At 73.0% G+C, this 14,195-nt stretch carries 13 protein-coding genes; 5 read left to right on the top strand and 8 right to left on the bottom strand.

The features are described from left to right. Entirely contained in the window at nucleotides 1-123 is a 123-nt protein-coding gene (locus OG245_RS32220) for a hypothetical protein (protein WP_371626859.1), read from the top strand. A 10-nt stretch (nucleotides 124-133) separates the two neighbouring features. Here OG245_RS32220 and OG245_RS32215 read toward each other — a convergent pair whose 3' ends face one another. Both OG245_RS32215 and OG245_RS32210 read right to left on the bottom strand, forming a co-directional pair. Beyond that, the gene (locus OG245_RS32215; protein WP_371626858.1) at nucleotides 134-1,633 is read right to left on the bottom strand and encodes an amidase; all 1,500 of its coding nucleotides are present in this window, start codon (nucleotides 1,631-1,633) and stop codon (nucleotides 134-136) included. Between the two features lie 135 nt (nucleotides 1,634-1,768). After that, nucleotides 1,769-2,146, bottom strand: coding sequence for a hypothetical protein (locus OG245_RS32210; protein ID WP_371626857.1), 378 nt, complete (start codon nucleotides 2,144-2,146; stop codon nucleotides 1,769-1,771). A 199-nt stretch (nucleotides 2,147-2,345) separates the two neighbouring features. Here OG245_RS32210 and OG245_RS32205 point away from each other — a divergent pair, with 199 nt between their 5' ends. After that, entirely contained in the window at nucleotides 2,346-3,107 is a 762-nt protein-coding gene (locus OG245_RS32205) for a hypothetical protein (protein ID WP_371626856.1), read from the top strand. Between the two features lie 52 nt (nucleotides 3,108-3,159). Here OG245_RS32205 and OG245_RS32200 read toward each other — a convergent pair whose 3' ends face one another. Continuing rightward, nucleotides 3,160-3,804, bottom strand: a complete 645-nt coding sequence (locus tag OG245_RS32200; protein WP_371628043.1) for a response regulator — start codon at nucleotides 3,802-3,804, stop codon at nucleotides 3,160-3,162. 288 nt (nucleotides 3,805-4,092) lie between these two features. Here OG245_RS32200 and OG245_RS32195 point away from each other — a divergent pair, with 288 nt between their 5' ends. The 3 genes from OG245_RS32195 to OG245_RS32185 all read left to right on the top strand — a co-directional run bounded on the left by OG245_RS32195 (nucleotide 4,093) and on the right by OG245_RS32185 (nucleotide 7,697). Then, nucleotides 4,093-5,058, top strand: coding sequence for an ATP-binding cassette domain-containing protein (locus tag OG245_RS32195; protein ID WP_371626855.1), 966 nt, complete (start codon nucleotides 4,093-4,095; stop codon nucleotides 5,056-5,058). A 2-nt stretch (nucleotides 5,059-5,060) separates the two neighbouring features. Then, entirely contained in the window at nucleotides 5,061-5,867 is an 807-nt protein-coding gene (locus tag OG245_RS32190; protein ID WP_371628042.1) for an ABC transporter permease, read from the top strand. A 123-nt stretch (nucleotides 5,868-5,990) separates the two neighbouring features. Next, the gene (locus tag OG245_RS32185) at nucleotides 5,991-7,697 is read left to right on the top strand and encodes a sensor histidine kinase (RefSeq protein ID WP_371626854.1); all 1,707 of its coding nucleotides are present in this window, start codon (nucleotides 5,991-5,993) and stop codon (nucleotides 7,695-7,697) included. A 77-nt stretch (nucleotides 7,698-7,774) separates the two neighbouring features. Here OG245_RS32185 and OG245_RS32180 read toward each other — a convergent pair whose 3' ends face one another. The 5 genes from OG245_RS32180 to OG245_RS32160 form a co-directional block, all read right to left on the bottom strand. Next, the gene (locus tag OG245_RS32180; protein WP_371626853.1) at nucleotides 7,775-8,788 is read right to left on the bottom strand and encodes a TIGR03842 family LLM class F420-dependent oxidoreductase; all 1,014 of its coding nucleotides are present in this window, start codon (nucleotides 8,786-8,788) and stop codon (nucleotides 7,775-7,777) included. Nucleotides 8,789-8,799: 11 nt separating this feature from the next. Continuing rightward, nucleotides 8,800-10,200 carry a dihydropyrimidinase gene (gene hydA / locus OG245_RS32175; RefSeq protein WP_371626852.1) on the bottom strand — a complete coding sequence of 467 codons (1,401 nt, stop codon included), beginning with the start codon at nucleotides 10,198-10,200 and terminating at the stop codon, nucleotides 8,800-8,802. Nucleotides 10,201-10,302: 102 nt separating this feature from the next. Then, nucleotides 10,303-11,586, bottom strand: coding sequence for an aspartate aminotransferase family protein (locus OG245_RS32170; protein ID WP_371626851.1), 1,284 nt, complete (start codon nucleotides 11,584-11,586; stop codon nucleotides 10,303-10,305). Further along, complete coding sequence (locus OG245_RS32165; RefSeq protein ID WP_069757635.1) at nucleotides 11,583-12,425, bottom strand: nitrilase-related carbon-nitrogen hydrolase; 843 nt, start codon at nucleotides 12,423-12,425, stop codon at nucleotides 11,583-11,585. The genes OG245_RS32170 and OG245_RS32165 overlap by 4 nt, the downstream gene beginning before the upstream one ends. Nucleotides 12,426-12,650: 225 nt before the next feature. Then, nucleotides 12,651-14,045 carry a hypothetical protein gene (locus OG245_RS32160; RefSeq protein WP_371626850.1) on the bottom strand — a complete coding sequence of 465 codons (1,395 nt, stop codon included), beginning with the start codon at nucleotides 14,043-14,045 and terminating at the stop codon, nucleotides 12,651-12,653. Nucleotides 14,046-14,195: the final 150 nt, after the last annotated feature.

Here is a 14,195-nt window from a genome sequence, read left to right as displayed (position 1 = left end):
GTGCCGCCGTTCACCGATCACTGCCTGGTCCACCTGGTCGCGTTCGGCGCGATGCCGGCCGTGGAACGGGTGGAGGCGGAGCTGACCGCCCCGGGGGACGCCCGAGCGTACGCCCGCGGATGAGCCCCGGCCGTCAGACCGGCGGGCGGTGCTCGTACCAGCGCAGGTCGTCCTCCAGTTGGGCGGCGAGCGCGATCAGCCGCTCCTCGCTCCGGGAGGGGCCGAGCAGTTGGGCGCCGACCGGGAGCCCGGACCGGGTGAAGCCGGCCGGGACGTTCACGCCGGGCCAGCCGAGGACGTTCCACGGCCAGGCGTAGGGACAGGCGGCCGCCATCGTGAGGTCGGTGCGCCAGGCGCTGAGGCGGTCGAAGGCGCCGATCCGGGGCGGTGGCGCGGCCGTGGTCGGGGTGAGCAGCACGTCGAAGCCGGAGGCGTCGAAGAGGGCGCCGATCCTGCGGTGCTGGCGCACTTCACGGGCGCGGGCGGCCCGCACCACGCGTCCGCCCAGCCGCGTCCCGGTCCGCAGGGCGCTGCGGGTGCGCGGGTCGAGCAGGGCGGGTTCGGGGTGGCGGGCGGCGAATTCGGCGATGCCCGCGGTGGCGCGCGGCACGAAGGCGAGGCCGATCAGCCCGTACCGGGGGCGGGCCTCCTCGACGTGGTGGCCGAGCCGGGCGAGGGTCTCGGCGAGCGCGGTGACGGCCCGGCGCACCTCCGGGTCCGGTCCGGCGCCGGTGAGCGTGAGCGGGGGACGCCAGGCGAGGGCGATGCGCAGGCGGCCCGGGTCGCGGCGGGCGGCGTCGGCGGCGCGCACGGCGGGCGGGCGGTGGAGGTCCTCCGGGTGCGCTCCGGCGACGGCGTCCAGGAGCAGCGCCGCGTCGGCGACCGTACGGGTGAGGGTGCCGTTCACGGTGAGCCCCTGGAAGGCGTCGCTGTGCGGGTGGACCGAGATGCGCCCGCGCTGCGGTTTGATGCCGACGAGGTGCGTCCACGCGGCGGGGATGCGCACGGATCCGGCGCCGTCCGAGCCGAGGGCGGCGGGGACGAGTCCGGCGGCGACGGCCGCCGCCGATCCGCCGGAGGAGCCGCCCGGGGTGTGTTCGGTGTTCCAGGGGTTGCGGGTGGCCCCGAAGGCGGGACCTTCGGTGAAGGGCCACTGGCCCAGCTCGCAGGAGTTGGTCTTGCCGACAACGACGGCTCCGGCGGCGCGCAGCCGGCGGACCGCCTCGCTGTCGGAGGCCGCCGGGGGCCGCTCTCCGTCGCAGCCGAAGTGGGTGGGCAGGCCCGCCACATCGGTGTCGTCCTTGACGGCGACCGGCACGCCGAGGAGCGGCAGCCGCTCCCCCGCCGCGAGCCTCCGGTCGGCCTCCGCGGCCTCGGCGAGGGCCGCTTCGGCCCGCAGGTGGCGGAAGGCGTTGAGGGTGGGCTGCGCGGCCTCGATGCGGGTGAGGGCGTCGGTCACGAGCGCGGTGGAGGTGGTGGCGGAGTCGGCGAGCCGACGGGCGCTCTCCGCGAGCCCGGGCCCCGGACCCGGCGGCGGAACGGGGGCGGTGGGGCGGGGGCCGCGTCCGGTCTCCCGTACGACCGGGCCGGTCTGCCCGGTGGGCTCCGCTTCGGTGGGCTCCGCTGAGGACATGGGCGTGCCGCCTCCCTCGTGGTGCGGGCCGGCCGGTCGTCCCGGCTGCGCCCCCACGTACTTACTGGAGGGTAACGAGAGGAGGCGGCACGCTCAACCGTTCCGGCCGGAGCGGGGGCCGGGACAGGCATCAGGTCACGGGCGGACGTGGATCTCGCCGATGCCGGTGCCGAGGCCCGCGCAGTGGGCGGTGGACTGGCCCGACTCTCCGGGCCTGAGGGTGACGTGTTCGCCGTCGACGTCCGGGGACCAGCCGCAGACGAGGTGGACCCAGAAGGTCTGCGTCTGGCTGCCGTTGTTGCGGCAGAGCGCGAAGCCCGTGTAGTCGTCGATGGCGTGCTTGCCGGTGTCGCAGGAGAGGCCGGGCGGGATCGCGGCCGGGGCGGCGGTCGCGGTCGCCGCGGTGACCGGGACCGCCAGCGCTGCCGCCATGGAGGCCGCGGCGACGGCCCGCCGGGCCGACCGGGAGCGGTCGCTCCCCGTGAACGGCCTGTTCCCCGTGAACAGCTTCATGGTTCTCCCTACGTGCTGCGTGCCCAGTGTGATCCCGGGCGGGATCACCGCAGCTCTGCCCACCCTCCGTAACGAGAAACGCGGCCACTTCTCACGCTCTGTGAGTGCGCCGGGCGGCTCCCCCGCTCGCGGCGTAGGCTCGAATGTGCCGGTTCTCATGGAACGCACCCCCTGACCGGGGCGTTTTCGAGGAGACGATGTGAACGCACACCGTTGGGCCGCACGTGCGGCGGCAGGGGCCGCGACCGTTGTCCTCACCCTGACGAGTGGTGTGGTCGCGCAGGCTGACGACGACATCGACTCGCTCCCCGCCGAGGAGATTGCCGACCGCTCGCGCGACGCCCTGCTCGACGTGGACTCCCTGCACCTGAGCGCGCGCGGGAGTCTCGACGGGAGCGGCCCGGACATGAGCCTCGACCTCACCCTGGACCGCGAGGGGAACTGTACGGGCGGGGTCGACATGGGCGAGGACGGCTCGGTGGAGATCGTGAAACTCGGCGACGACGTCTGGCTGAAGCCGGACGCCGCCTTCTGGAACAAGCATGTGCCGATCGGCGGCTCCACCTTCGACGCGATCCTCGACGGCCGCTACCTGAAGGCCGAGGCGGACGACCCGCGACTGCTGAGCGTGACCACGGTCTGCGATCTCGACACCTTCCGCGAGCTGATCACGGACAACGCCGACACCGCCGACCGGTCCACCCTGACCAAGGGCGGGAGGACCGAGGTGAACGGTGCGCCCGTCGTTCCGGTGACCCGGGCCGAGGGCGACGAGCGCCTGACGGCCTACGTGTCCGCCGAGGGCACGCCGTACCCGGTGCGGCTCACCGTGCGCAACGCCGACGAGACGGGGACCGTGGACTTCTCCGGATTCGACCGGCCCGTGCCCACGGCCACTCCCCCGGCGGACGAGACGGTGGATGTCACGGCCCTGCTGGGGCGCAGCATCACACCCGTATGAGGCCCCTGCGCCCCCGCCCGGAGCAGCAGGGGGCAAGGGAGGCCGAGTCCGGTCAGCGACGACCGGGTGGGACCAGGCCGGCCTCGTACGCGGAGACGGCCGCCTCCACGCGGTTGCGGGCGCCCAGCTTCGTGAGTACGGCGCTGACGTGTGCTTTCACCGTGCCCTCCACAAGGTGCAGACGGCCGGCGATCTCCGCGTTGGACAGGCCCGCCCCGAGTCCGGCCAGTACGGCGCGTTCCCGTTTGGTGAGCCGCTCCAGTGAACGGTGAGGGTGGGCCGCCCGGTGTGCGCGCATCCCGGCGATGACCCGGCCGGCGACCCGCGGGGACAGGTAGGCCCCGCCGGCCCCCACCGCCCGCACCCCGTTGAGGAGTTCTCTCGGGTCGTCCGCTTTCAGCAGGAAGCCGTCGGCGCCCTCCTCCAGCGCTCGGGTGACGTACTCGTCCTGGCCGAAGGTCGTCAGCATGATCACGCCCACCGCCTCCGACGCGCGGTGGAGCCGTGCCGCCGCCGTCAGCCCGTCCAGGCCGGGCATCCGGATGTCCAGCAGGACCACGTCCGGCCGGTGCCGGAGGGTGAGCGCGATGGCCTCGTGCCCGTCGCCCGCCTCGGCGACCACCTCGACGTGCGGGTCCCGGGCGAGGATGGCCCGTACCCCCGCCCGGATCATCGCTTCGTCGTCGGCGATCAGCACCCGGACCGGACGGCTGCCCGGTGTCGTCTCTTCCACGCGGCGAGCCTACGGCTGACTCAGCGCCGTGACCAAGGGTGGCCTCCACGGATCAGCCCCCGGGCGGAGCGCACCCCTGACGAACGGCAGGACGCCGCTGCCGTTCGACCGGTGGGCGCCGGGGCTGCGGACTTCTAGCGTCGTTCTCGTACAGGAATCGCCGCGGCGGCCCCGCTCCGGAGCCGGGCACCATGTGCCGGCCGGTGGGCGCCGCCGGCCTTCGCGTTCCACGACCGTGCACCGAGGAGCTCCGTGATCACCCTTCGGGAACTGACCAAGCGTTACGGCGAGACCGTCGCCGTGGACGGTCTGACACTGGACGTCAGAGGCGGTCTGGTGACCGGCTTCCTCGGGCCCAACGGCGCCGGGAAGTCGACCACGATGCGCATGATCCTCGGCCTGGACCATCCCTCCGGGGGCGAAGCGCTCGTCGGAGGACGGCCGTACTCCTCGTTGCGCCACCCGATCCGCGAGGTCGGCGCGCTCCTGGACGCCAAGGCGCTGCACCCGGCTCGCTCCGCACGCGGCCACCTGGTGGCGCAGGCGCGCAGCAACGGCATACCGGTGGGCCGGGTGGACGAGGTGCTGGAGCAGGTCGGTCTGGCGAAGGCGGCGAGACGCTCCGCCGGGGCGTTCTCCCTCGGCATGTACCAGCGGTTGGGCGTGGCGGGCGCGCTGCTCGGCGACCCGCAGGTGCTCATCTTCGACGAGCCGGTCAACGGCCTCGACCCCGACGGCGTCCGCTGGGTGCGCGAGCTCGTGCGGTCCCTGGCCGCAGAGGGCCGGACGGTCTTCCTGTCCAGCCACCTGATGAGCGAAATGCAGCTGACCGCCGACCGACTGGTCATCATCGGACGGGGGAAGCTCCTGGCCGACACGCCGATGGCCGATCTGTTGGCCGGCAGCTCGCTGTCGTCGGTCCGGGTGCGGACCCCTGGCATCGCGGACCTGCGCACGCTGACCGCCCGGCTCGTGAAGGAGGGCGGTGTGAACGTGGAGTCGCCCGCGGCCGGCGAACTCGTGGTGAAGGGCCGCACCGCCGAACAGGTGGGCGACCTGGCCCACGGGCTGGGACTGCGGCTGCACGAACTGCGGACCGTCTCGGCTTCGCTGGAACAGGTCTACATGGAACTCACCGCACAGAGCGTGGAGTACGAGACGAGCGGCGCGGTGCTCGGCGGCACGGATACCGGGCAGACGCAGGGAGCGGGAGCGTGAGCGTGGGAACCGTATCGACCGACGTGAGCGACGGCCCCCGTGGCCGTACGGATCCCGGCCCCACCGGTGGCGGATTCGTCGGCGCGTTCGCCTCCGAGTGGACCAAGCTGTGGACGATCCGCACGCCCTACGTCTGCCTGCTGGTCGGCCTCGTCGTGACCGCGGTCTTCACCTTCTACTACGGGTCGATCGCCCGGATCAACGACAAGCCGGTACAGCCGGTCGGCAACGCCTCGGTGTCCTCGGTCATCCTCACCCAGTTCGCCCTGGTGATTCTGGCGATGACGATGGTGACGAGCGAATACTCCACGAGCAGCGTGCGGACCTCGCTGCTGTGGGTGCCGCTCAGGGCCCGCGTGCAGCTGGCCAAGTCGTCGCTGAGTGCCCTGGTGGGCTTCGTGACCGCGGGAGTGTGGGCGGTGCTGGGCATCGCCCTGGCCTGGGGCCCCTTCCAGGGGCACGCCGGCTTCGAGCTGCCGGAGGTGGCGTACCAGACCGCGGCCATGGGCGTGTACTCCGCGCTGATCTGCGTGCTGACGGTAGGAGTGTCGTTCGCCCTGCGGACGGCGGCCGGCGCCGTGGCCGTGGTCTTCTTCGTGGTGTCCGCCCTGCCCGGCATGCTGGTCGGACTGGGAGGTCCGGTGCTCCTGGCCATCAACGCGTACCTGCCGCAGACCGTGGGCGGTTATCTCATGTCGAGTGACGGGAAGGCCCCGTTCCCGGACGCCGTGAGTCTGCTGATCCTGCTGGGGTGGGCCGTTGCCGCCCAGATCGCCGGTCTTCTCGTGCTGCGACGACGGGACGCCTGAACCGCGGCGGAAACGCCCCCTGACGCCTGTACCGAGCACATCCCCTGGCCGGGGCGGCCGGGCGCGTCCCACAGAATCGTCCCTGACAGTGAGGACAACCAGCGGAAGGGCGGCCCACGCACCATGCCGCGAACGCGTACAACCCCGGCCAGGTCCGCGCGCGTCGGCGACGTGGCGCTGTGGGCCGCGCTCGCCGCCACCACGGGCTACGGGTTCCGGGAAGCGGCCACGGCTTCGTGGACGATGGACCCGTTCCTGCCTCTGGCCGTCCTGGGCGTGGCCGTGCCGTGGTCTCGCCGCCGCCCGGCAGCCGCCGTCGTGCTCGTCAACGGCCTGTGCGTCATGGGCCTGGCCGACAGTGCGACACCAGGCAACGCCCACGTGCTGTCGCTGGCGGTCCTCAGCTGTCTGCTCGGCGCCCGCGTAGCCTCGGCACGGCGCCCGCTCCTGGTGCTCGCCGGGTGTGCTGCCGTCGATCTCGCGACCTGCGCGGTGCTGCGGGCACCGCCGGTGTGGTGGTTCTACGCGCTATCCGTCCTGCCGGCAGCTCTGCTGCTGCCCTGGCTCGCGGGACGCCACCGGCGCGGTCGGCGCCAACTCGTGCGGGAGGGCTGGCGGCTGGCCCGCGGCCTGGAAGAGCGGCAGCATCTGGTCGCAGAACGGGCGCGCCTGACCGAACGCGCGGAGATCGCCACCGACATGCACGACTCCCTCGGGCACGCCCTGAGCCTGGTCGCCCTGCGCGCCGGAGCTCTGGAACTCTCGCCCGACCTCACCGACCGCGACCGCTCCGACCTCGCCGATCTCCGCGGGACCATCGCGGACGCGGTTGAGCAGCTGCGGGCGACCGTCGCAGTCCTGCAGGACCCGCCCGGCAGGGACGGGAGTGCGGGCCTGCCGGTCAACGACACCGTCGAGGACCTCCTCTCACGGGCGGTCGCCTCCGGGGTACCGGTGCGCTGGGAGCGGCGCGAGGCGTCGCCTCCGCTGTCCTCCCTGGTCGAGCGCGGGATGTACCGGGTGGTGCAGGAGGCCCTCACCAACGCGACGAAGCACGCGCCGGACTGTCCCATCAGCGTCCGGATCGTCCACGAGTCCGACCGTACCCGCGTGAGCGTCGTGAACGCCGTCCCGCCGGCCGGCCTCCCGGCGCGCACGAGCGTCGGCCCGGAACGCGGCGCCGGCCGGGGACTCATAGGCCTTCACGAGCGTGTGACCGTCCTCGGCGGCTCCCTGCGAACCGGTCCCGACCATGGCCGTTTCCATGTCACCGCCGTCCTCCCGCACCGGGCGACCGCCCGCACCGGGATGTCGGCACCGGCACCAGGGCCGGCGCCCGGGCGGCCGGTCGGGGCCCGACTGCCCGCGGTGCCGTCGGAGACCGCCGCCCACCCGGCCGCGGAGACGGCCCCAGGCACGGTCACGGCCCCGGGCACGGATCTGCCGGAGTCCGCCGAGCGGCTCGCCCGCGTACGGAGCGACGCCCGCCGCCGTTCCGTCGTCGCCCTCGTAGCACCTGTCGTCGCAGCCGTGTTCTTCGTTCCCTCCGCCGTCTACCTGGCCTGGCAACTGACGACGAGCGTGCTGCCGCCCTCCCGCTTCGACGAGCTGAACGTCGGCCGGCCGCGCGCCGAACTCGCCCCTCTGCTGCCGGACCGCACCTATCCCTACCCGTCCGACCACGCCCGTTCCGCCTCCTGGCCGCCCGGTGCCCGTTGCGAGTTCTACCGTTCCGGCCGCGATCTGTTCGACGAAGTCGACCTCTACCGGCTCTGCTGGTCCGGCAGCACCCTGCTGACCAAGGACACCGTGCCCGCAAGGCGCCTCTGACCTCTGAACAGCGTGAGGAGCATGCGGTACGTCGTACGCCGGCGCATCTGCGCCGGTGCCCGGACCGGGCGACTGCGTCAGCGGAGGGCGGGGATGACGCCGGAGCCGTAGGCGTCGATGGTGCCCTCACGGTTGTCGTGCATGTCGTAGACGGCGAACTGGTCGACGCCCAGGGACTTCAGCCGGCGCAGCTTCTCCACGTGGGCCTCCACGGGGCCGAGGAGGCAGAAGCGGTCGATGATCTCGTCGGGGACGAAGGCGGTGTCGGGGTTGTCGGCGCGGCCGTGGTGGGAGTAGTCGTAGCCCTGCCGGTCCTTGATGTACGCCGTCAGCTCCTCGGGGACCATCGCGGAGTGTTCGCCGTACCTGGTGACCAGGTCGGCGACGTGGTTGCCGACCATCCCGCCGAACCAGCGGCACTGGTCCCGGGCGTGGGCCAGGGCCTCGGGCGAGTCGTCGGCCGTGACGTACGCGGGGGCGGCGACACAGATGGTGAGGGCGTCGGGGTCGCGGCCCGCTTCGGTTGCGGCCTGCCGGACCGCCTTGACCATCCACTCGGTGAGGAACGGGTCGGCGAGCTGGAGGATGAACCCGTCGGCCTTCTGCCCGGCCAGGGCGAGGGCCTTGGGCCCGTACGCCGCCATCCACACCGGCAGCTTCCCGTCCTTCACCCAGGGGATCCGGAGCGGCTGCCCGTCGACCGCCGTTTCCCGGCCCTCCGCGAGGTCCCGGATGACGTCGATGGCCTCGCCGAGCCGGGCCATGGTGTTGGGTGCGCGGCCGGCGACGCGCATCGCGGAGTCGCCGCGCCCGATGCCGCAGACGGTGCGGTTGCCGTACATGTCGTTGAGGGTGGCGAAGGTGGAGGCGGTGACCTCCCAGGTGCGGGTGCCCGGGTTGGTGACCATCGGGCCCACGGTCAGCTTCTCCGTGTGCTCCAGGATGCGGCTGTAGATGACGAACGGCTCCTGCCAGAGCACCGCCGAGTCGAAGGTCCAGCCGTAGCGGAAGCCGTTGCGTTCGGCGCGCCGCATCAGGCCGACGACGGCGGAGGCGGGCGGGTCCGTCTGGAGGACGAGTCCGAAGTCCATGGCGGGATCTCCTAGTCCAGGTACTGGCAGGTGGCGCGGGGGGTGTACATGCCGTGCCCGGCGCGGCCGGTGAACTTCCGTCCTTCGAGGACGAGTTCGCCGCGCGAGAGCACGGTCTCGACCTGGCCGGTGATGCGCTTGCCCTCGTACGCCGAGTAGTCGACGTTCATGTGGTGGGTGTCGGCGGAGAGGGTCTGCTCGGCGGCCGGGTCATAGATGACGATGTCGGCGTCGGCACCCGGGGCGATGGTGCCCTTCTTCGGGTAGAGGCCGAACATCCGGGCCGGGGAGGCGCAGGCGATCTCGATCCAGCGGCGGCGGGTGACGTGCCCGTCGACGACGGCCTGGTGCAGCAGGTCCATGCGGTGCTCGACGCCCGGCATGCCGTTGGGGATCCTGGAGAAGTCGCCGCGGCCCATCTCCTTCTGCCCCGAGAAGCAGAAGGGGCAGTGGTCGGTGGAGACGACCTGGAGCTCGTTGTTGCGCAGGCCCCGCCACAGGGCCTCCTGGTGCTCCTTGGGGCGCAGCGGGGTGGAGCAGACGTACTTGGCGCCCTCGAAGTCGGGCTCGGCGAGGTTGTCGGTGGAGAGGAACAGATACTGCGGGCAGGTCTCGCCGAAGACGGGGAGGCCCTTGTGGCGGGCGGCGGCGATCTCGGCGACGGCCTCGTCGGCGGAGACGTGGACGACGTAGAGGGGCGATCCGGCGACCCGGGCGAGCTGGACGGCGCGGTGGGTGGCCTCGGCCTCCAGGGCGACCTTGCGGACGTCCCCGTGGTAGCGGGGGTCGGTGCGGCCGGCGGCGAGGGCCTGCTCGACGAGGACGTCGATGGCGATGCCGTTCTCGGCGTGCATCATGATCAGTCCGCCGTTGCCGGCGGCCCGTTGCATGGCGCGCAGGATCTGTCCGTCGTCGCTGTAGAAGACGCCGGGGTAGGCCATGAACAGCTTGAAGGAGGTGACCCCTTCGGAGACGAGGAGGTCCATCTCCTTGAGCGAGGAGGGGTTCACGTCCGCGAGGATCATGTGGAAGGCGTAGTCGATGGCGCAGTTGCCGTCGGCCTTGGCGTACCAGGCGTCGAGCCCTTCGCGCAGGGAGCGGCCCACGCTCTGGATCGCGAAGTCGACGATGGTGGTGGTACCGCCCCAGGCGGCGGCCCGGGTGCCGGTCTCGAAGGTGTCGGCGGCGTACGTTCCGCCGAACGGCATCTCCATGTGGGTGTGCCCGTCGACGCCGCCCGGGATGACGTACTTGCCCGTCGCGTCGATCCGCCGGTCGGCGCTCCAGCCCGCGGCGGCGTCGGTTCCGTGGGCGGCGAGGGCGGCGATCCGGCCGCCCTCGACGAGCACGTCGGCGTGGATCTCGTCGGACGCGGTGATGACGAGGCCACCGTGGATGACGGTGCGGCTCATGGGTGTCTCCTTAACTCGGGGCGGCCCCCGCCGGCCCTCTGGGCGTACGGCCGGGGCCGCCCCGCGCGGTTCGTCTACGTACGGGCAACGCCCGGTCGGGGGTCAGCCCGCCGCGTGCAGGGCGTCCGCGAGGATCGCCGCGCCTTCCTCGGCCTCGGCGACGGTCAGGGTCAGCGGCGGGGCGATCCTGAGGACGCTGGTGCTGTGGCCGCCGCCCTTGCCGATGAGCAGTCCGCCCGCGCGGGCCGCTTCGAGGACGGCAGTCGCGGCCTCCGGGGCTGCCTCGTCGGTGCCGGGCCTCACCAGCTCGACACCGATCATCAGGCCCCGGCCGCGCACCTCGCGCACGGCGGGCGATGCGGCGGCGATGCCCCGCAGCCGTTCGATGAGGAGCCCGCCGACGCGCCGCGCGTTGCCCTGGAGGTCGTGCTCCAGGAGGTACGAGAGGTTGGCGAGCGAGGCGGCCATGGTGATCGGCGAACCGCCGAAGGTGGAGATGGAGTTGGCGTCGAGGCAGTTCATCACCTCGGCGCGGGCCACCACTCCCCCGACCGACATGCCGTTGCCGACGCCCTTGGCGAAGGTGAGGATGTCCGGCGGCCCGTGCTCGGCGTGCGCCTGCCAGCCCCAGAAGTGGTCACCGGTCCGGCCCCACCCGGTCTGCACCTCGTCCGAGATCCACAGCACCCCGTGCCGGTCCAGGACCTCCCGGAACGCGGCGAACAGGCCGTCGGGCGGGGAGGTGAAGCCGCCGACGCCCTGGATGGGTTCGGCGATCAGGGCCGCCGGATTGCGGGTGTGCCCGAGGAGGTCCTCCAGGTCGGCCACGCACGCCTGGATGAACCGCTCGTCGCTCAGCTCGGCGTACGGGCCGCGGGTGCGGACGCCGCCGTGGACGTACAGGGTCTGGAGCGGGGACAGACTCGTGGGCGACCAGGCCTGGTTGCCGGTGATGGAGACCGCGGAGAACGAGCGGCCGTGGTAGCTGTTGCGCATCGCCAGGATCTGGTTGGAGCGGCGGTACGCGGTGGCGAGCAGCAGGGCGGTGTCGTTGGCCTCGGTGCCGGAGGTGGTGAAGAAGACCCGGGCGTCGGGGATGCCGGAGAGGGCGGCGATCCGCTCGGCCATCTCCACCATGGGGCGGTTGAGGTAGAGGGTGGAGGAGTGGATGATCCGCCCGGCCTGCTCGGCGACCGCCTTGGTCACCTCGGGCAGGGCGTGGGCGGTCATCGTGGTGAGGATGCCGCCGAAGAAGTCCAGGTAGCGGTTCCCGTCCGCGTCCCAGACGTGGCGGCCCTCGCCGTGGGTGAGTTCCAGGGGGTGGCGGTAGTAGAGGGCCAGCCACTCGGGGCTGACGGCGAGGTGGCGCTCGTGCAGTCCGGTCACGGCTCCACCAGCCCGTCGTAGGCGTCGGGCCTTCGGTCGCGGTAGAAGGCCCACTGCTGCCGGACTTCCTCGATCAGGTCGAAGTCCAGGTCGCGTACGAGGAGTTCCTCTTCCTTGTCGCTGGCCACGTCCCCGACGAACTGGCCGCGCGGGTCGACGAAGTAGCTGGTGCCGTAGAAGTCGTTGTCGCCGTACTCCTCCTGGCCGACCCGGTTGATCGCGGCGACGAAGTACTCGTTGGCCACGGCGGAGGCCGGCTGCTCCAACTGCCAGAGATGGCTGGAGAGTCCGCGCGAGGTGGCCGACGGGTTGTACACCAACTGGGCTCCGCCGAGTCCGAGTTGACGCCAACCCTCGGGGAAGTGCCGGTCGTAGCAGATGTAGACGCCCACCTTGCCGACGGCGGTGTCGAAGACCGGCCAGCCGGCGTTGCCGGGCTTGAAGTAGTACTTCTCCCAGAATCCCTTGACCTGCGGGATGTGGTGCTTGCGGTACTTGCCGAGATACGAGCCGTCGGCGTCGATCACGGCCGCGGTGTTGTAGTAGAAGCCGGACTGCTCGATCTCGAAGACCGGGACGACGACGACCATGCCGGTCTCGCGGGCCAGATCCTGCATGCGCCGGACGGTCGGCCCGTCCGGGACCGGCTCGGCCCAGCGGTAGTGCTCGGGCTCCTGGACCTGGCAGAAGTAGGGGGCGTTGAACACCTCCTGGAAGCCGATGATCTTCGCGCCCTGCCGGGCGGCCTCGCGCGCGTGTTCCTCGTGCTTGGCGATCATGGATTCGGTGTCGCCGGTCCAGGTCGCCTGGACGAGTGCGGCGCGTACGACGTGGGACATGAGCTGCTCCTTCGACGCGGCGTCAGAGAGCCTCTACGTTCTCTACGCACGTAGATCGGTGCATGGATGGAGAACGTAAGCCCCTCCGTCCGGCGGGGCAAGACCATCGCCGTGAACCGGCGGAGTCGATCATGTTTCGCACCCGACCGGTCCACAACGGACACGGTCCCGGTCTCCGGCGGTGTGCACGACGCCTCCGCGGGCCTCGGAGCACGGCCGAGGACCTCAGACGCCCGTCACTCCCGCCACCCGCAGCGCGTGCACCAGGTCCCACTCCCGCTCCGCCGACACCTCGCGGGCCGCCGCCAGGAGGAGGGGCAGCAGCCGGGTCCCGCCGGCCCCGGCCAGCTCGGCGGCCTCCCGCGGAGTGCGTACGCGGACGAAGGCGCCGAGCAGGTCCCGAGCCTCCCGCTCCCGGCCGGCGCCGTCCAGGGCGTCCGCCGCCTCGGCCACCTCGGCGGCGGGCCGGGCGACACCCTGGCGCAGCAGGAGCCCGCAGTCCGCCTCGCGCCCGGCGGCGGCCAGGGCGTCCGCGGCCGCGGCGAATCCGGCGGGCGGCAGCGAGGACGCCTCCCAGAGCAGGGTCGTCCAGTCGGCGGCGAGCCCGGCGCGGTACAGGGCGACCGCGAGCACCGGCAGCCGGGGCGCGGGCCAGGCCGCGACCTCGCAGAGCACCCCGTGCGCCTCACCGCTGCGGCCCTCGGCGCGCAGCCGGACCAGTCGGGCGACGGCCCCGGCGACGGCCTGCCCGGCAGCCGGGTCCGGCAGGGCCTCCGCCGCGCGGTCCCGCCCGGCCGTGCCCCGGCCCTCGCGGTTCCCCTCCCCCGCGCCGCCGCCGAAGCGTGCGCCGCGCGGGGCGGACGCGCCCGAGCGCGAGGGCGCGGGCGGACCGGGCAGCGGCGAGGGGGCGTGATCGGCGGCCCCCTCCGCATCGACCTCCAGACCCGCGAACCGGGCACCCCGCGGCTTCCCGCGCCGGGGCGCGGGAGCGCTGGGGGCCGAGGCGTCGCGGGCCGAGGCGTCGCGGGGCGGGGCGTCGGGCGAAGCGGGGGCCGGGGCGTCTGGCCGGACCCCCTCGAAGCCCCCGGCAGGCGGCCCGTAGGCGTCCTCGCCCTCATCCCTCGGCCGGACCTCGGGAACCGTCACGGCGGCCAGCCGCTCCCGCAGCTCGGCGCAGCGGGCCGTGGCCCGTTGGTGGTCGTCGCGGGCCCAGGCGAGCGCTTCCGGTTCTGCCGGGTGCGGGCCGCCCGGCCCCGCGTCGCGTAGGCGTTCGGCCGTCCGCCGCTGCTCGCGGATCATCAACTCCAGCCGGTGGACGAGCTCCTGGCGTCCACCGGGCCGGCGGTCGTGGGTGGCGGCGGACGCGGCGTGGAGCGCGGCGGCCCGGCCCGAGAGCCGCTCGGCGAACCGGGGGCCGTGCAGGGCGGCCAGGTCCGCGAGCAGCGACTCCACCACATCCCAGGGCGGGATCTCCGCCCCGTCCAGGCAGGAGCGCATACCGACCGGGTCACGCCGGGCGAAGACCCCGTACCAGCCCCGCCCGGGGTCCAGTCGTGCCACCAGTTCCCGCAGGTAGCGCGCGAACGCGCCTGTTTCGTAAGCCTGCTGATGCACCGTCATCGTCGCCCTCGCCGACCGCCGACGGGAGCCTTCCCGTCCGGAGGCATTCGACCGCAGGCGTGTTACGGGACGGCTACGCGCGGCTTTCGGGGACGATGCGGCGGGAGCGCACCGGTCGGCCGCGCACCCCTTCGCGCTCCGGCGGCGGCC

This window comes from Streptomyces sp. NBC_01116, assembly GCF_041435495.1.
In the GTDB taxonomy this organism is placed as follows: domain Bacteria; phylum Actinomycetota; class Actinomycetes; order Streptomycetales; family Streptomycetaceae; genus Streptomyces.
The sequence above is the reverse complement of the archived record's forward strand: the minus strand, read 5'-3'. Positions and strand labels throughout refer to the sequence as shown.

Coding starts and splice junctions, on each gene's coding strand:
- OG245_RS32215 (WP_371626858.1), bottom strand. CDS start 1,633: ATGTCCTCAGCGGAGCCCACCGAAGCGGAGCCCACCGGGCAGACCGGC.
- OG245_RS32210 (WP_371626857.1), bottom strand. CDS start 2,146: ATGAAGCTGTTCACGGGGAACAGGCCGTTCACGGGGAGCGACCGCTCC.
- OG245_RS32185 (WP_371626854.1), top strand. CDS start 5,991: ATGCCGCGAACGCGTACAACCCCGGCCAGGTCCGCGCGCGTCGGCGAC.
- OG245_RS32180 (WP_371626853.1), bottom strand. CDS start 8,788: ATGGACTTCGGACTCGTCCTCCAGACGGACCCGCCCGCCTCCGCCGTC.
- hydA (WP_371626852.1), bottom strand. CDS start 10,200: ATGAGCCGCACCGTCATCCACGGTGGCCTCGTCATCACCGCGTCCGAC.
- OG245_RS32165 (WP_069757635.1), bottom strand. CDS start 12,425: ATGTCCCACGTCGTACGCGCCGCACTCGTCCAGGCGACCTGGACCGGC.
- OG245_RS32160 (WP_371626850.1), bottom strand. CDS start 14,045: ATGACGGTGCATCAGCAGGCTTACGAAACAGGCGCGTTCGCGCGCTAC.